The 18198-nt window shown below is 52.3% G+C and carries 15 protein-coding genes; 5 read left to right on the top strand and 10 right to left on the bottom strand.

What is annotated here, in order from left to right:
* Positions 1-20: 20 nt before the first annotated feature.
* The 3 genes from yajC to queA all read right to left on the bottom strand — a co-directional run bounded on the left by yajC (position 21) and on the right by queA (position 2658).
* The gene (yajC, locus tag SJI19_RS09510; protein WP_323478021.1) at positions 21-344 is read right to left on the bottom strand and encodes a preprotein translocase subunit YajC; all 324 of its coding nucleotides are present in this window, start codon (positions 342-344) and stop codon (positions 21-23) included.
* Complete coding sequence (gene tgt / locus SJI19_RS09505; protein WP_323478020.1) at positions 345-1493, bottom strand: tRNA guanosine(34) transglycosylase Tgt; 1149 nt, start codon at positions 1491-1493, stop codon at positions 345-347.
* 91 nt (positions 1494-1584) lie between these two features.
* A complete protein-coding gene (gene queA, locus SJI19_RS09500; protein WP_323478019.1) occupies positions 1585-2658 on the bottom strand; it encodes a tRNA preQ1(34) S-adenosylmethionine ribosyltransferase-isomerase QueA in 1074 nt (357 codons plus the stop codon).
* 370 nt (positions 2659-3028) lie between these two features.
* Here queA and SJI19_RS09495 point away from each other — a divergent pair, with 370 nt between their 5' ends.
* On the top strand, positions 3029-3631 hold the full coding sequence (locus SJI19_RS09495; RefSeq protein ID WP_323478018.1) for an ACP phosphodiesterase: 603 nt from the start codon (positions 3029-3031) through the stop codon (positions 3629-3631).
* A gap of 206 nt (positions 3632-3837) precedes the next feature.
* Positions 3838-4440, top strand: coding sequence for a peroxiredoxin C (locus tag SJI19_RS09490; protein ID WP_323478017.1), 603 nt, complete (start codon positions 3838-3840; stop codon positions 4438-4440).
* Positions 4441-4567: 127 nt separating this feature from the next.
* Here SJI19_RS09490 and proY read toward each other — a convergent pair whose 3' ends face one another.
* The 5 genes from proY to phoB all read right to left on the bottom strand — a co-directional run bounded on the left by proY (position 4568) and on the right by phoB (position 11210).
* Entirely contained in the window at positions 4568-5953 is a 1386-nt protein-coding gene (gene proY, locus SJI19_RS09485) for a proline-specific permease ProY (protein WP_323478016.1), read from the bottom strand.
* Positions 5954-6029: 76 nt separating this feature from the next.
* The gene (gene brnQ / locus SJI19_RS09480; protein WP_323478015.1) at positions 6030-7358 is read right to left on the bottom strand and encodes a branched-chain amino acid transport system II carrier protein; all 1329 of its coding nucleotides are present in this window, start codon (positions 7356-7358) and stop codon (positions 6030-6032) included.
* A 295-nt stretch (positions 7359-7653) separates the two neighbouring features.
* Complete coding sequence (locus SJI19_RS09475; RefSeq protein WP_323478014.1) at positions 7654-8769, bottom strand: cobalamin-independent methionine synthase II family protein; 1116 nt, start codon at positions 8767-8769, stop codon at positions 7654-7656.
* Positions 8770-9167: 398 nt separating this feature from the next.
* Positions 9168-10496 carry a phosphate regulon sensor histidine kinase PhoR gene (gene phoR, locus SJI19_RS09470; RefSeq protein WP_323478013.1) on the bottom strand — a complete coding sequence of 443 codons (1329 nt, stop codon included), beginning with the start codon at positions 10494-10496 and terminating at the stop codon, positions 9168-9170.
* A gap of 24 nt (positions 10497-10520) precedes the next feature.
* On the bottom strand, positions 10521-11210 hold the full coding sequence (phoB, locus tag SJI19_RS09465) for a phosphate response regulator transcription factor PhoB (protein WP_323478012.1): 690 nt from the start codon (positions 11208-11210) through the stop codon (positions 10521-10523).
* 211 nt (positions 11211-11421) lie between these two features.
* Between phoB and sbcD the strand changes: the two genes are divergently transcribed.
* From sbcD to rdgC, 3 genes are all read left to right on the top strand, one after another.
* Complete coding sequence (gene sbcD / locus SJI19_RS09460) at positions 11422-12675, top strand: exonuclease subunit SbcD (RefSeq protein WP_323478011.1); 1254 nt, start codon at positions 11422-11424, stop codon at positions 12673-12675.
* Complete coding sequence (locus SJI19_RS09455; protein ID WP_323478010.1) at positions 12672-16355, top strand: SbcC/MukB-like Walker B domain-containing protein; 3684 nt, start codon at positions 12672-12674, stop codon at positions 16353-16355. Before sbcD ends, SJI19_RS09455 begins: the two co-directional genes overlap by 4 nt.
* 169 nt (positions 16356-16524) lie before the next feature.
* The gene (gene rdgC / locus SJI19_RS09450) at positions 16525-17436 is read left to right on the top strand and encodes a recombination-associated protein RdgC (protein ID WP_323478009.1); all 912 of its coding nucleotides are present in this window, start codon (positions 16525-16527) and stop codon (positions 17434-17436) included.
* Between the two features lie 91 nt (positions 17437-17527).
* On the opposite strand, the gene ppnP is transcribed toward rdgC, so the two are convergent.
* A complete protein-coding gene (gene ppnP, locus SJI19_RS09445) occupies positions 17528-17818 on the bottom strand; it encodes a pyrimidine/purine nucleoside phosphorylase (RefSeq protein WP_323478008.1) in 291 nt (96 codons plus the stop codon).
* 175 nt (positions 17819-17993) lie between these two features.
* Positions 17994-18185 carry a YaiA family protein gene (locus SJI19_RS09440; protein WP_323478007.1) on the bottom strand — a complete coding sequence of 64 codons (192 nt, stop codon included), beginning with the start codon at positions 18183-18185 and terminating at the stop codon, positions 17994-17996.
* Positions 18186-18198 lie beyond the last annotated feature (13 nt).

Here is an 18198-nt window from a genome sequence, read left to right as displayed (position 1 = left end):
CCCTTCGGGAAAATCGACTATTACAGCGCTTTTATCGTACCTTTCGGCAGAACAGCGGCCACAAAATCACGTTTGATGACCACTTCATTGGTATCATTAAGCGCAATCGAAATATAGCCAGTGTCTGAGACTTTGGTGACCCGACCAACCAGACCGCCGGTAGTCAGCACTTCATCGCCTTTACCAATGGAGTCCATCAGTTTTTTATGATCTTTAGCGCGTTTTTGCTGTGGACGCAGAATCATGAAATAAAAAATCAAACCAAATACGACCAGCATGATCACCAGAGAGTAAGGACTTCCCTGAGACGAGCCAGCAGCAGCGTCAGAACTGAAAAAACTCATTTAAATTCCCTCATTGTTATTTAACTCGACGACTAAAGGTGGAACAGGTTGCCCTCTTCGACCATAAAATTCTTCAACAAAGCGATCTAATTTACCCTCATCAATAGCTTGACGCAAACCTGCCATCAAACGCTGATAATAACGCAAATTGTGGATGGTATTCAGACGGGCACCCAATATTTCGTTGCAACGATCGAGATGATGCAAGTATGCACGACTATAATTGCGACATGTATAACAATCACAGTGTTCATCCAGCGTCGATGTATCGCTTTTATGGATGGCATTGCGAATTTTCACCACGCCGCCAGTAACAAATAAATGTCCATTACGGGCATTGCGGGTGGGCATGACGCAATCGAACATATCAATGCCGCGTCGCACGCCTTCCACCAAATCTTCCGGTTTGCCCACCCCCATCAAATAACGGGGTTTATCCGCCGGAATTTGTGGGCAGACGTGTTCGAGGATGCGGTGCATGTCCGCTTTCGGCTCACCCACGGCCAAGCCGCCCACAGCGTAACCATCAAAGCCGATCTCTACCAGTCTTTTTACCGATACATCTCGTAAATCTTCGTAAACACCGCCCTGAATGATACCAAACAGTGCATTTTTATTTTGCATTTCGTCAAATCGTTGCCGACAGCGAACTGCCCAGCGCAACGACATTTCCATCGACTTTTTAGCATAATCGTGCTCGGCCGGATAAGGCGTGCACTCATCAAATATCATCACGATATCGGAGCCCAGATCATACTGGATCTCCATCGATTTTTCGGGGCTAAGAAAGATGGCGTCACCGTTGATGGGGTTGCGAAAATGTACCCCCTCCTCCGTGATCTTTCGAATATCACCCAAACTGAACACCTGGAAACCGCCGGAGTCGGTCAGGATCGGCCCGTGCCATTGCATAAAATCATGCAGGTCACCATGTAGTTTCATGATCTCCTGACCGGGGCGCAGCCAAAGATGAAAAGTATTGCCCAGCAAAATTTGCGCGCCGGTTTCTGTTACTTCCTGAGGCGTCATGCCTTTTACCGTACCGTAGGTCCCCACCGGCATAAAGGCCGGCGTTTCCACCACGCCGCGATCAAACACCAGTCGTCCCCGGCGGGCGAGCCCATCGGTTTTAATTAATTGATACTTCACTCAACCTCCAACACCGGATAAACAGTCCAATGCAGTAATTACCGGGCCGTAGCCCCGGCAAGATAGCTGGGCAGAGCACCCACCCAGCCTGTTAAACGTTGCCGATCGTTTCTTGGCCGGCAGCGGGATTGGCGGTGATAAACATGGCATCGCCATAGCTGAAAAAATGATACCCCCGCGCGACCGCTTCACCATAAGCGGCCATAGTATGCCGGTAACCGGCGAAAGCGGATACCAACATAATCAAGGTTGACTCAGGTAAATGGAAATTTGTGACCAGCACATCAATGATGCGAAAGCGGTAACCAGGATAAATGAAAATACTGGTATCGCCAAAAAACGGTACCAACGGTCCTTCCCCGGAGGCTTGAGCCGCACTTTCCAATGAACGCACCGACGTTGTGCCCACCGCCACCACCCGATTGCCGCGTTGCTTGCAGGCCAATACCGCATCAACCACAGACTGAGGAACCTCTGCGTATTCCGAATGCATCACATGCTTTTCCAGCGAGTCCACCCGCACTGGCTGAAAAGTGCCGGCCCCCACGTGCAGGGTGACAAACGCCATCTCGATACCTTTCTGGCGCAACGCATCCAGCAGCGGATTGTCGAAATGCAGCCCGGCGGTGGGAGCGGCCACCGCACCTGGACGCTCGCTATAGACAGTTTGATACCGTTCACGATCCGTCGCCTCGTCCGGGCGATCGATGTAAGGTGGCAGCGGAATATGACCCGCCTCGTTGAGCAGGGTTAAAACGTCGCGCTGCTCATCGAATCGCAGTTCAAACAGCGCGTCGTGGCGAGCGATCATGGTAGCGTGGATACTTTCATCATCCCCCAACAGCAGAGCGGTTCCCGGCTTGGGTGCTTTAGAGGCGCGCACATGAGCCAAAACACTGTGATCGGTCAATACCCGCTCCACCAGTACTTCAATTTTGCCGCCGCTGGCTTTGCGGCCGAACAGGCGCGCCGGAATCACCCGGGTATTGTTGAAAACCAATAAGTCACCGGGGTGCAGTTTGTCCAGCAGATCGGTGAACACACCATGCTCCATCCCGCCCGACGGTCCGTCCAGCGATAACAGGCGACAGGCGCTCCGCTCCGGCTGTGGATAATGGGCAATCAGGTTTTCAGGTAGTTCAAATGAAAAATCGGCCACACGCATCAGAATTCACTTTAAGACAAAAAACAGGCGGCTTAGTCTAGGGCTATGCGCCGCGAGCTGCAAGAAATAAGCGAATTCCCCTTTTTTTTATCTCGGCGATTTCCTTTTATTTGCATGCTACAGGGGGCGCTTGCCGCATGGGAGATGATCCATGTGCGCATGGGTGGGTTTCGCTTGCCATGTCAACATGGGTCCCACCCATCAAGCCAAGCGAAACACTCCCCATACCAACATGGATCCCACCCATCGCGCCAAGCGCCCCCCCAAGCCAACATGGATCCCTCCATATATCAGCACCAGCTATAACATTATCTTAACAAAAAGCAGATACTGATGGCCTTTACAGTGAGAATAGTGTCAAACTCGAGCCATGAATTATCTCGCCCATCTTCATCTCGCCTCATTGGCCGATAGCTCATTACTGGGCAATCTAATGGCGGACTTTGTTCGGGGTAATCCCGATCGCCAGTTTCCTGACGCCGTGGTGGCAGGTATCCGCATGCATCGGCGTATCGACGTACTGACCGATGTTCATCCACAGGTAAAGGCCGCCAAGGGATTATTTAGTCGCGATTATCGGCGTGTGGCACCCATTGCACTGGACGTGGTCTGGGATCACTTCCTGGCACGGCATTGGTCGCGGGTTGAACCCACGGTATCACTGCGTGAGTTTATTCTCAGCGCCGAGTCCACCATTGCCCCTTCGCTGCCAGGTACCCCACACGACTTTCAATCCCTGAATACTTTTTTGTGGCGTGAACGCTGGCTTGAGCAGTATGCCGAGCTGGGATTTCTGGAACGGGTGCTAAACGGCATGGCGCAACGGCGACCGAGACTGGTAGCCCTCGGCGGTATTTTTACGGAGATCGAACAGCATTACTCCGCGTTGGAGGAGATATTTTGGCGTTTATACCCCGATTTGATGCACATTGCGGCCAGCGGCGCTTATCTGGCACTTGAGCCCAATGGATAAAAATCATACACTTTTTATCAGGCTTGCCCTTTTCGTAGAAAGGGTTATTTTGTAACATTGGTTTTGAATGTTAACCATTTGATAGGTAAAAACTATCTCACTGATTGGTCCCATAGCCTTTTTTGACCGGTAACGAGACCTTATACTGGCTCTCGTTTTCTACGCTAACTTAACAACTAAGCTAACCGCTTTTTACAGGAGTACACATGGTACTGGTAACCCGTCAAGCACCAGATTTTACCGCCGCAGCTGTATTGGGCAGCGGTGAAGTCGTCAATAATTTCAACTTGAAAAGCCACATCCAGGGCAAACCCGCAGTGGTTTTTTTCTGGCCAATGGACTTTACCTTTGTATGCCCAACCGAGATTATTGCTTTTGACAAGCGTTATGAAGAGTTTAAAGAACGCGGTGTGGAAATCATCGGTGTTTCATTCGACTCTGAATTTGTCCACAATGCATGGCGTCAAGTTCCGGTAGAAAAAGGCGGCATCGGTGAAGTTCGTTATCCACTGGTTGCCGACGTGAAACATGAAATCATGCAAGCCTATGGTATCGAGCATCCAGAAGCTGGCGTGGCGCTGCGCGCGTCGTTCCTGATTGACAAAGAAGGCGTGGTTCGCCATCAGGTTGTCAACGATCTGCCGCTGGGCCGTAACATTGATGAAATGATCCGCATGGTCGACGCCCTGCAATTCCATGAAAAACACGGTGAAGTTTGCCCTGCTCAATGGGAAAAAGGGGCAGAAGGTATGGGTGCTTCCCCGGAAGGCGTGGCCAAATACTTGTCTGAAAACGCTAACCTGCTGTAATAAGGTTACCTGTACCTGGTTTTTATGTCCGGGTACATGCTGTAAAAAAACCGCCGGTTTTCCCCGCGGTTTTTTTTATGGCCAAACCCATGAACCTGGCCACCGTACCCGCGTGATTCAGCCTCGATCAACCGTTCCTACTGGTCGCCAACCGCTGCGACTTATGCCACTGCATAATGACGAAACCCATTAACAGTGCCACGACCCACACTCCGCCGACATACAGTGAAATCCGCGTTGTTGGAAAATAACCAATCAGGCCAATGATAAACAGCAGGAATGCCACCCCTATTACCGAGGTCACCACGCCGCCCGGCATCGGGAATACCAGCGCCTTTACCTGCTGAGCGCTGAGTTTGCGCCTAAAGGCAATTTGTGAGCATAAAATCATGATCCAGACCCATACTGTGGCAAAGGTTGCCAGCGAGGCGATCACCAAAAAGATGTTTTCCGGCATGATGTAATTCAGGTAGACCGCCAGCAGCAGCGCCATCATCATAACCAGCACCGTCACCCATGGGATACCTTGACGCGATACCCGCGCGAATATCGCCGGAGCATGTCCCTGACCCGCCATGCCGTGCAGCATACGCCCTACGCCGAAGACATCACTGTTGATCGCCGAGAGCGACGCCGTAAGCACCACGAAATTAAGGATGCCGGCAGCAGTATGGATGCCCAGTTTCTGAAAGGTCAACACAAAAGGGCTGCCTTCGGTGCCGACCTGATCCCACGGAAAGATCGACATGATGACAAACAAAGTGCCGACATAAAACACCAGGATCCGCCAAGGTACCGAGTTAATGGCTTGAGGAATCGATTTTTCAGGTTCGCTGGCTTCGCCCGCGGTAATACCGATAATTTCAATTCCACCATAGGCAAACACCACCATTTGCAGCGACAGGATCATGCCCATAACGCCATGGCTGAAGAAACCGCCGTTGGTCCATAAGTTATGAATGCCGGTCGGTTGCCCCCCATTACCTATGCCCCAAATGATGATGCCCAGCCCGGCGACGATCATGACGATAATGGTGGCGACCTTGAAAAAAGAAAACCAGAACTCCAGCTCACCAAAGGCCTTCACATTGAGCAAATTAATCACGCCGATGATCAGCACCACGCTGAGCACCCATACCCAATGCGGTACCGCAGGGAACCAGACGCCCATATAGATGCCAAACGCGGTGACGTCGGCAATGGCGACAATCAGGATTTCGAAGCAGTAGGTCCAGCCGGTAATATATCCCGCCAATGGGCCAAGATTATCCTGGGCATAACGGGAAAAAGAGCCGGCATTAGGGCTATGGACCGACATTTCACCCAAGGCGCGCATAATGATATAAGCCACTACCCCACCGATCAAATACGCCAATAAGACACTCGGACCGGCCATTTGAATGGCGTTGGCTGAGCCATAAAATAACCCGGTACCAATTGCGGATCCTAAAGCCATAAAGCGGATATGCCGGGTGGTAAGACCCCTTTTTAGTGTGGCGGGTGGTTGTTGCATGGCCCATTAACCCTGTTGATTTTAAACAAAAAAATAACCACGGAAAACCTCCTGTGGTTAATCGTACCTCAAACGGTCACGACCTGATGGTCAACTCGTGGTTTGCCCCGAATTTATCATAAATGGCGAACAGCGCACCGGTTGCCAGCGCCGGCGGCAACCAGGACAACCTTTGGGCTGACAGCGGCAAATGCGCAACCCACTCAGGCAACAAATTGAGGAATGGGGTGCCTTTTAGCGCGTCCACGCAGCCAAACACCAGGCTGACGAACATGATTGGAGAAATGATTAGGGTGCAATTGTTCCACCACCGCAGGGTAAAACTCATCAGAATCAACACAATGCACGGCGGATAAATGGCTGTCATGACTGGAACGGAAAACTGGATCAGATGGTCGAGCCCAAGATTGGACACCAGCATGGAAAACGCCCCGAGAATAAAGACCAGCGTCCGATAAGATAAGGGCACGTGTGCGCTGAAGAACTCCGCGCAGGCACAGGTCAACCCCACGGCAGTTACCATACAAGCGACAAAAATCAGGACCGCCAGAAACACGCCACCACTCAAGCCAAATGTATAATTAACATAGGCTTGCAAAATATTGGCGCCGTTCTGGGCCCCAGGCACTAACACGCTGCTACCCGAACCCAGTTTAAATAAGCTGATATAGACTGCGGCCAACCCCACGCCGGCGATCAGTCCGGCCAGGATGGTATAACGGGTAAGCAATGCGGCATTATTCACCCCACGCGATCGGGCTGCATTCACGATCACAATACCAAAAACCATGGCGCCTAACGTATCCATAGTGAGGTAGCCTTCGATAAATCCTTTGGAAAACGGTATATTGGCATAAACCTCAGTCGCCGGTGCAGGACTGCCGGCCGGCCACAATAGTGCAGCCATGCCCAGAATACCCAGGGCAACAATTTTCAGCGGCGCCAGATAATGCCCAACCGTATCCAGCAGGCGGCCGGGATAGAGCGAGATACCAATGACCAACGCGAAATAGACCAGGCTGTACAATAACAACGGCAGCGTCGGTGATACCCCCTGGCTGAGAAAGGGTGCCAAGCCAACCTCAAAGGATACGGCCGCAGTACGCGGCGTGGCAAACAACGGTCCCACCGCCAGATAACACACCACCGCCAACAGCAGCCCGGCTTTACGCCCGATGGGTAACGTGAGTGCGTCGATGCCGCCACCAACCCGTGCCAAGGCAATGATCGCCACCACCGGTAAACCGACGGCCGTAATCAGGAAACCGACTGCCGCCCACCACACATGATGTCCGGCCTGTAACCCAACTAAGGGAGGAAAGATGATATTGCCCGCGCCGACAAAGAGGGCGAAGGTCATAAAACCGAGTGCGAGGATATCGTTGAAGCGTAAACGCTGACTCATGGGATAATGCCGTGCCTGTTCGAGAAAGAAGAAATAAGTAAAACCTATGACTATCGGCGCATCAAGGCCGCCTAGCACAATAAACCGCGCAATTTAAACGTTTTATGCCTTTCAAGGCAATAGACTAACCCCAATGCAGAACTATCGCCTGAAAAAAAGCACTTATGCTAGTGAATACTTTCACTATTATGGGAGTTAACATGATAAATCAGCTGAACAAGTTCTGATTAAATCTTGTCCAATCCATAATAAAAAACGATGTATAGCCGGGGCAAGCAAACTTGCCCCGGAGGGATTACCAGGCGCGCTTCGACACATCTACTACCAGGCGAAGTTTGTCCCATTGCTGTTGTTCCGACAGCGAATTACCCTCTTCGGTGGAGGCAAAACCGCACTGTGGACTCAGACATAACTGGTCCAACGCTATATAGCGGGTAGCTTCTTGCAGACGGGTCACAACGGCATCAGCCTCTTCCAACTCCCCGTTTTTTGAGGTAATCAACCCCAGTACCGCCTGTTGATGACCGGGTTTGATAAAACGCAAAGGCTCAAAACCGCCGGCACGTTCAGTATCATACTCCAGGAAAAAAGCATCTACATTGACTTGGCCGAACAATATAGGTGCCACCGGTTCGTAGCCCCCTTCGGAAATCCAGGTAGAGCGAAAATTGCCTCGACAGACATGCAAACTGATCACCATATCGTCAGGTTTACCCACCAGCGCCTGATTAAGCACCTCGGCATAGATTTTCGCCAATTGTCCAGGGTCTTCGCCGCGCTCGCGGATTTGCCGCTGCTGCTCGGTCGAGCAAAGATAGGCCCAGACGGTGTCGTCAAGCTGAAGATAGCGGCAACCGGCAGCATAAAACGCCGCGATAGCATCGTGCCACACCTGTGCCAGATCGGCGAAGTACTCGGCCAAATCGGGATACACGTCAGCATCTATCGCCGCACGTCCACCACGAAAATGCATAACACTCGGGCTGGGAATGGTCATTTTGGCCACCGCATCACCGGCAATACTGTTCAGAAAACGAAAATCCTCAAGCATCGGATGGTGATTAAAGGCCATTTTACCGGTCACCTTGATGCTGCGAGCTTTAGTCTGGATGCCGTTAAATTGAATACCCTGCTCAGCGTCGTAAGCACTCACTCCATCCAGACCTTCAAAAAAGTCAAAATGCCACCAGGCGCGGCGAAACTCTCCGTCAGTGACCACTTGCAAACCCAGCTCCCGCTGTAGGGCAACCACCCGGGTAATTTCCTGGTCTTCCACGCTACGCAGTTGTGCCGCGGTGATGCTACCGTGCTGGAACTGCTGGCGCGCCAGTTTAATGGCCTGCGGCCTTAGTAGGCTACCGACCACGTCGGCGCGAAAAGGGGGAACATCTCGTTGCAAATTTTTCGACATAACATAGCTCCGATATCACGGCAGGCATAAGGTATCACCCAAAGTTGGGTTAAATCATCGAGAATGTAAGACAGCGGATTGCCGGTTAACCACCTAGTGACCAAATAGTTCACCAAGGAAACAGTTGCGGTCCGTTATTCATGGACATCCGGACGTCCATTTTTCAAGGGGAATGGTAACATGTACCCTGCAAACCGGCGGCGAAATAACCTCATAAGACATGAAAATTATTCACATTCCATTTATTCAAAGCCGATATCATACCAGGCTTTTTAGTCGGGCCGACTCGGACAAAAAAGGGTACCCCGCCGTTCAGCTCGGCCTTGTCCAACGCGGCGACCAGGGGAATTAACCGTAGTCAGGGCAAGACGCCCTGTGGGCGGGATTAATCATACAGATTAGGCAGGCGGCTGGGTTATTGCGTTGTTTTCCAACAAAAGGGGCGGGACAATCAACCGGTTAGGCAGAGTAAATACAAAACGGGTACCCGCGCCCGGCTCGCTGATGATATCCAATCGCGCATCATGATTGCTCAGCGCATGTTTAACAATGGCCAATCCTAATCCACTGCCCCCGGTCTGACGTGAACGGGCTTTATCGACCCGGTAAAAGCGCTCGGTCAGGCGCGGCAGATGTTCAGGGGCAATGCCCGGGCCATTATCACTGACCTGAAATTGCGCCCCAGCGGCAGTACGCTGCCAGCATATTTCGATACGCGTTCCAGCAGGGGTATGAATCACCGCGTTATAAATCAGGTTCGACATGGCACTGCGTAACTGCTCCTCATTGCCGCGCACCTGCAATTGTTCGTTGATACGAAACACCATATCGTGCCGGCCTTGACTGAGGCCCGCAGCGCTTTGTTGCAGACGTTTCAGAATGGCAGGAACATCGATCCGTTCATTAATTTCTCCCTGAGGTGCTGCTTCCATACGCGATAGCACCAATAGTTGTTTCACCAGTCGTTCCATACGCTGAGTTTGATCTTGCATGGTATGGACAGCTTTGATCCGCATCGCTTGATCCATATCCAGATCATTCATCATTTCCAAATACCCCTGCAACACGGTTAATGGTGTGCGCAGTTCATGGCTGGCATTGGCAAAAAAGTTACGCCGGGCACCTTCAAGCTGGCGCATTTGCGTGACATCACGAATCACCATTAATAGCTGATCGTCAGTGTAAGGCATGACGCGAAATTCTACATAACGCTGATTACTGAGCAGCAACGTGAGCGGACGCTGAAAAGACTGGCTGTGCATATACGCATTAAATTCAGGATAACGCAGAAGATTCAAGATGTGTTGCCCGTTATCTTCCGGCCAACGAAACCCCAGCAGTTGCTGTGCTAGACCGTTACACCAAAAGATATGACCGTCGATGGTCAACATTACCAAGGCGTCAGGCAGGGTCTCGGCCCCGCTGCGAAAACGTTTGAACAAGGTCGCCAACTCGCGCCGACGACGACGATGACGCAGTTGCATCTGATGCAGACCATAAAATAGCGGTTCCCACGTGCCTTTACCCACTGGCGGTGTTCGGCGCAGATCCTGCCATAACCAGTGCGACAGCCGCAGCTGGTAAAAATAGTTTCGTACCAGTGCGACCAGCAACGCTGCTGCCAGCAGCCAGCCAAGGTGGCCAACAAACACCGACAATAGCAACGCCGGCAGGCAAAAAGCCCCCAACTCCACCAACAATTTTCGCCAGGATAAAGGTTCTAGCACCAGGCGATCTCCTCTGATGTCGCGTTAATAGCGGGCCGAAAAACGGTAGCCAGTACCACGTACCGTTTGCACCATTCTATCGTGCCCACCCGATTCCAGCGCTTTGCGCAAGCGGCGAATATGCACATCCACCGTGCGGTCTTCCACATAGACATTTGTACCCCAGACATGGTTGAGCAGCTGCTCACGACTATATACCCGTTCGGGATGGGTCATAAAGAAATGCAATAACTTAAATTCGGTTGGTCCCATATCCAACGCCAGATCATTAGAGGTTACCCGGTGCGACGAAGGATCCAGGCTGAGTCCCTGTACCTCGATTTTGTCTTCCACTGCCATCGGTGAAATCCGGCGCATCACTGCTTTAATTCGTGCCAGCAACTCTTTTGGGGAAAACGGCTTGGTGATATAATCGTCCGCGCCCACCTCCAGTCCTCGGACACGATCTTCCTCCTCCCCCCTGGCGGTCAACATCATAACCGGAATATCGCGGGTGAGTATCTCTCGCTTCATATGTTTGATAAATTGAATTCCCGAACCGCCCGGCAACATCCAGTCGAGTAATACCAGATCTGGAAAAGGCTCAGCCATTAAGCCGACCGCTACGCCATAATCCTCGGCCTCAATCGGGTGGAAACCATTTTGCTCTAATACAAAGCACACCATTTCACGAATCGGTGCTTCATCTTCCACGACCAATATGCGTTTTGCCATTATTTTCCTGCCATGAATCTCTGCGGTTAACATGCCCGGGCATTATGCGTCACTTTTATGACAGATTTATTAAAATCAGCGCTTCCTGCTGCAAGCATAGTTGCAGGTCCTTTTTTTTGGTATAACTTGCCGAAGATAACCTTTACCACGGCATCGTCCAGGGGAACGCTTTATACTCTCACCCTGACGTAAGCACTCACGCTGGAGTTCCATGCGGATCATTCATACTTCCGACTGGCATTTGGGTCAGTCGTTTTACACTAAAAGTCGGGCCAGGGAACATCAAGCATTTCTAGACTGGTTGGTGGCGCAGGTAGAGCGGCACCAGGTCGACGCGGTGATCGTGGCCGGTGATATTTATGACACTGGGACCCCACCCAGTTATGCCCGCGAACTGTTTAACCATTTTGTGGTGGCGTTACAAGCACTACAGCCCACCGGCTGCGAGCTGATTGTCATGGCCGGCAACCACGACGCGGTAGCAACCTTAAACGAATCCCGTTCCCTGCTGGCTTGTATGCACACGAGAGTTATTGCAGGCGTCGGGGTGACTAACGGTGTCGATAACCCAGTGATGGTGCTTAACCAGCGTAACGGAAAGCCAGGTGCCATTCTGTGTGCCATCCCATTTTTAAGACCGCGCGACATGCTGTTAAGCCACGCCGGACAATCCGCGCCGGATAAACAACGGGCGTTGGTCGATGCCATTGCCGGACATTACCAGACGCTATACCAACAGGCACTTAACCTGCGCGCGCAACTGCCGGGGTCGCTACCAATCATCGCCACCGGCCACTTGACCACCGTCGGTGCCAGCACTACGGACTCCGTGCGTGATATCTATATTGGCAGCCTGGAGGCATTTCCCGCCCAGCTGTTTCCGCCGGCGGATTACATTGCCCTGGGCCATATCCACCGACCGCAGTGCGTTGCTGGCCAAGAACATATTCGCTACTGCGGTGCCCCCATTGCCCTGAGCTTCGATGAAGCCGGACAACCAAAACAGGTGAATCTGGTCAGTTTTGATGAAAACAATTCGCCCGATACCGTGCCGCTGTTGGTACCGGAAACTCAAGCCCTGCGCCTGCTTAAAGGTTCACTAACGGAAATCGAAGCCAGCCTTCAGGCGTTTAGCCATACCCCCCCAGGCCCTCCGGTGTGGCTGGATATCGAAGTGACCACTGATGTTTATCTCAACGATATTCAGCAGCAGATCCAACGAATGGCAGCCGACCTGCCGGTGGAAATCGTGCTTCTGCGCCGAAATCGGGAACAGCGGTTGATGGCCCTGACGCGCCAACATCACGAGACGCTAACTGAGCTGAGCACAGCAGACGTTTTCGAACGGCGATTGGCGTTAATACCTCAACCGGAATCAGAACAACTTGACCGGATTCGGATTTTATATCAACAGGTTGCCGACGACGTTAATTCAGCCCAGTCCACACCTGGAGACACGCATTGAAAATTTTGACCCTTCGGCTAAAAAATATTAATGCGCTACAGGGTGAGTGGAAAATCGATTTCACCGCTGCGCCCTTTGATCGCAGTAGTCTATTTGCCATAACCGGACCAACCGGCGCAGGCAAAACCACGCTGCTCGATGCGATTTGCCTGGCGCTTTATCACCGCACACCGCGCCTGGACAGGACACCGGGGCAAGATTTAATGACTCGGCATACTGCCGAATCCCTGGCAGAAGTTGAATTTGAGGTCAAGGGTGTCGGCTACCGTGCGTTCTGGAGCCAGCGCCGGGCCAAAAATCAGCCTGAAGGCAAGCTGCAGGATATCAAGGTAGAGCTGGCGCGTATCGGAGATGGAGTGATCCTGGCGGAAAAAATCAGCGATAAACTGCGCCTGACTTGCGAACTCACCGGGCTGGATTTTGCTCGTTTCACCAAATCGGTACTCCTGGCACAGGGGGACTTTGCCGCCTTCCTTAATGCCGATGCCAAACAACGTGCGGAGCTGCTGGAAGAACTCACCGGTACCGATATCTATGGGCGCATCTCCGCCGATATTTTCGATCATCATAAACAGGTCAAAACCGATCTCGACATTCTGCAGGCGCGCGCCGCAGCCATCGAATTACTCACTGAAAGCCAACTCGCGCAGCTTGATGCTCAACAGTTGGCTCAGCAAACCGAATTGGCCCGTCTCAACGATCTGCAGGCACTGGAGCAGCGGCATCACGCCTGGCTGACCGGGCATCGCCAGCGACGAGATCAACTCACCAAAGCCGAGACCGAACGCCAAACGACCGACACTGCCCTCCATGAGTCCGAAGATGCTCTCGGGCGTTTGGCGCGTGGAGAACCGGCGGAAAAGCTCAGGCCGTTGCTCGATGGACTGCAAACCTGCATCCAGGCCCAGACCCGTCAGCACGATGATCTTATTGCCTCGGATGTTCAACAAACCCAACTGCAACAAGCGCTGCAACCCCTAAGCTCAGGTCTGGAGACTGCGCGTCAAGCCAGTCAGCAACAGGCTGAGTACCAACAGCAGCAGCAGCAGTTGATCGATGAACAGATCGTTCCGTTGGATCAAAAAATAGCCGGACTCGATCAACTGGCCGTACAACAACAGCAGCAAAACGACCTGTTGATCGGTCAACTAAAACAGCGACAAGCGACACTCGCGGTAACTGAGCAACAGCAACGGCAAGTCATGGCATTGGCCGCTGAAACCGAAGGTTTTCTGCGCCAACATGCACCTTGCCAACAATGGGGGGAACTGTTGCCACTCTGGCGCGAAAATGTCGCTTATCATCGGCGTGAGCAACACGAAATCAGCGAGCTAACCCACCAAACCACCGCGTTGGCAGGTGAATGGCAAGCACGAGAAACTGCCCGCCAATCTGCGCTGGACAGCACCAACCAGATTCGCCAAAGCGTCGATACCGCCCACCAGGAACTGGCGTCACTGCAACAACAGCGGCAAACGCTGGAAACGGAATATTCAGAGACCAACCTGCGCACCGAGTTGCAACAAAGCCAACAACAAAGCCTTCTGCGCGCCAGGCTTTCAACCTTATGCACGCAGATCGAACCACTGAACCGGGATCTGTCCAGGCAGCAACTGCGCGAAACCCAATTACAGCAGGAGTGTGCCAAGCTTACCGAGAGCCTCTGCGGGCAATTACGCATCCAGGCAGATAAAACGGCACTGCTTGAAGAAGTGCGTGCCCGATACGTGCTGGAACAGCAAATTGTCTCGCTTGAACAACACCGAAAAAGCTTACAACCCGGCATCCCGTGCCCCGTCTGCGGGGCCATCGAACATCCGGGCATCGACACGTATCAGGCTCTGCGCCCTGAGGAAACCGACCGGCGCCGGCTGGCGCTGGATAAAGAAGTGAAAGAGATTAACGCCGGTGTGGTAGCGGCACAAACCCGTTATGACATGCTGCAAACCCAACTACACCAGATCAACGACGAGCTGACGCAGCTAAAACTGCAATCCATCACGCTTGATGAAAACTGGCATCAGACCACCGCCGCGCTAGGCGTCAGTCTGTCCGCCGACGATACGGCTGCAGTCAACCACTGGCTAACACAGCATGATACCCACGAACAGGAATTGGCCCACCGACTGGATGCCCGACGACAGCTTAATCAACGCTGGCAGACGGCGCGCGATGCCCTTAACGATGCCAACACTCTTTGCCAACAGGCCGAAGGGCGATTAACGCTGACCAGCCAACAGCGGGATGCCGCAGCGCAGACGCTACTCGAGGTACAACAACGTCTCCAGTCTCGAACGCACCACATTGCACAGTGGGTGACACAGCGTGACGAAGCCATCGCACAGCTTGGGCTAACAATGCCCGCGGATGGCGATATGGATCACTGGCTGACGGAACGCCAACACGAATGGCGCCAATGGCAAGAACATAGTCAACGGGAACACGAAGTTAAAAATCAACTTGTCGCCCTTAACGGCAACCGGGTTAATCAGCAGGAGACTTTGCTGGATCTGACGCAACAGATCCAGCACCTGGCCGAGCAACATCAACAGACCCTCAGCACGCTTGGTCAACTAAGGGAAAATCGCATTCGGCTCGGTGGTGATTTAAGCGTGGCACAGCTTGGCGCCCGATTACGTACCCGGGCGCAGGAACTAGAGCACACGCGTCGCCAGGCGGAACAGCATCTGCAACAGGCGCAAGAACAATTACACCGGCTTACCGGGAACATTGATGCGCAGCGGCGCCAATTGACCACGTTTACCGAACAAGCGCAACGGGCGCAAGCAGCCCTTGACGAGGCTCTGGTCTCGAGTCCTTTTGCCAATGTCGATGCGCTGCGCGCTGCACTGCTGCCAGCGCAGGAACGTGACCGATTGCAAAAATTGCGGGATCAATTGGAACAACGGCGCCAACAGACGGACATACTATGGCAACAGGCGCAACACAGTCTACGGCAGTGGCAGGATGAGCGCCCCGCCACACTGGACGTCGCAACCGATTTGCCTGCGGTCGAACAACACCTAGCCGAATTGCAAACCCGACTCTGGGAACAGGCGCGGCTTTCAGGCCAAATCCAGCAACAACTGGCTAATCATCAGCAACACCGCCTCGAGCAACAAACACTGCTAGATCAGATAATGCAAAGCGAACGACACTATGCGGACTGGAGCTATCTCAATGAGTTGATCGGTTCCAAAGAGGGGGATAAATTCCGCAAATTTGCCCAAGGGCTGACGCTGGAACACCTGATTTACCTCGCCAACCAACAGCTCTCACGCCTGCATGGCCGCTATCAACTACAACGCAAATCCGCAGCAGAACTGGAACTCGAAGTGGTGGATACCTGGCAAGGCGACGCGGTGCGCGATACCCGCACGCTCTCTGGCGGAGAGAGTTTCCTGGTAAGTCTGGCGCTCGCCCTGGCGCTTTCGGATCTGGTCAGCCATAAAACCCGCATTGATTCGCTGTTTCTCGACGAAGGATTTGGCACCCTGGATGCCCAAACACTGGATATTGCGCTCGATGCACTGGATTCACTCAATGCCACCGGCAAAACGATTGGCGTGATAAGCCATGTGGAAGCCATGAAAGAACGTATTCCAGTGCAAATCAAGGTCAAAAAGATTAACGGACTTGGGCTCAGTCGCCTGGAAGCGCGCTTTGCAGTACATCAATAAAAAATGTCGAATTAAGGTTAATTAAATAATGAAGTCATTGTGTTTTAGGATAATTCGTCATAAAGCAAAAAAAATCCTTGCCGATTTTACGCGCTCAATGCGCTATCATGCGCGCTGCGTATGAATAACCCGCGCGCGTGCAGGCGTGCCCGGTCAGGGACATAACATCATGTTTTGGTTTAAGAATATTATGATTTACCGTCTAAACCGCGAGCTCGTGTTATCGGCGGAAGAGATGGAAAAACAATTGGCGGGCGCCGCATACACCCCGTGCGGCAGCCAGGATATGGCAAAGTCGGGATGGGTGTCCCCATTGGGTGACAAGAGCCAGGCGTTAACCCACGCTGTCAACGACCAGATTTTAATTTGCGTGCGCAAAGAAGAAAAAATCTTACCGTCCTCGGTGATAAAACAGGAATTGCAGGGCAAGATTGAGAAACTGGAAAACGATCAAAGCCGCAAGCTGCGCAAAACGGAAAAAGACGCGCTTAAAGATGAGGTCCTTTTTAGCCTGATGCCACGAGCGTTCAGCCGCTTTAGTCAGACCTTCATCTGGCTGGACACCACGCGCAGCCTGGTCATTGTTGATGCCGCCAGCGCAAAAAAAGCAGAAGATGCCCTGGCGCTATTGCGTAAATCCCTTGGCTCGCTGCCGGTGGTGCCGCTGACGCTGGAAAATCCTATTGAGCTTACCCTGACGCAATGGGTGCGCGGTGGCGAAGTGCCCGCGGGTTTCCAGGTGCAAGATGAGGCTGAATTAAAGGCACTGCTGGAAGATGGTGGGATTATCCGCTGCAAAAAACAAGATCTGGCCAGTGACGAAATCGCCGCACATATTGAAGCCGGGAAAGTGGTGACTAAACTTGCCCTTGATTGGCAGGAGCGAATTCAATTTATCCTGGCCGACGATGCCACCCTCAAAAGGCTGAAATTCGCCGATACGCTGCGCGAACAAAACGATGATATCGATCGGGAAGATTATGCCCAACGTTTCGACGCTGATTTTATCCTGATGACCGGCGAGCTTGCGGGATTAATTGAGCAACTCATCACCGCCCTCGGTGGCGAAGCCCAGCGCTGAGCATAATGTCAGGTCGGTAGCCCGCAATGCCCATGGCGGCATTGCGGGCTACGCTCATGAGGCAACCGCCAATGGGCGCCTCAGGCAAAAATCATTTACTTAAATATTTGCATAGGTAGGCGCTGGCTTCCGCCACTTGCACAATAAATTCACTTTGCGTTGGCACAAAAAACACCTCGCCAGGCATAAAGACCTGCCAATCATGGGAACCCGGTAATAACACCCGTAATGCGCCGTTTAGTACGGTCATTTCTTCGGGCTGGGCAGTGGTGAACGTATATTCGCCGGTTTCCATCACACCGACGCTGGCCCGGCCAATACTTGCGGAATCAAATCCAATGGACTTTACTTTTCCAGCAAAATACTCATTAACGTTCAGCATAAATCTATTCCTTTACGATAATAATTTCAGTCATTCATATTAAAAGGCGAATCAATGATTTGTCACGCCTTATTGCCAAAAAATGACGGACCAAAAGCAGAATCGATATGTTGTCTCGCCAACGAATAGATTAACCGGAATCAGTCGGTTGATTCCCTGGGGCAAAAGCTGAAGTTTAGCCTTTATCTACGCCTTGATAACGCTGTTTGGCATCCTGCGCTTCCGACTCAGTATCATGTTCACTGATAAGAGTATTCGGCTTAGGATGATCGGCGCGCAGCTCGAACTTTTGCTTGGTTTCGCCCGGCAGTCCTTGTTCTTTTCGCACAATACGCGCTTCACGTGGATAGGGGGGATTGCTTGCCATGCGACTATTCCTT

The sequence above is a fragment of the Acerihabitans sp. TG2 genome (genome assembly GCF_035013185.1).
Taxonomy (GTDB): Bacteria; Pseudomonadota; Gammaproteobacteria; order Enterobacterales; family Enterobacteriaceae; genus Acerihabitans.
The sequence above is the reverse complement of the archived record's forward strand: the minus strand, read 5'-3'. Positions and strand labels throughout refer to the sequence as shown.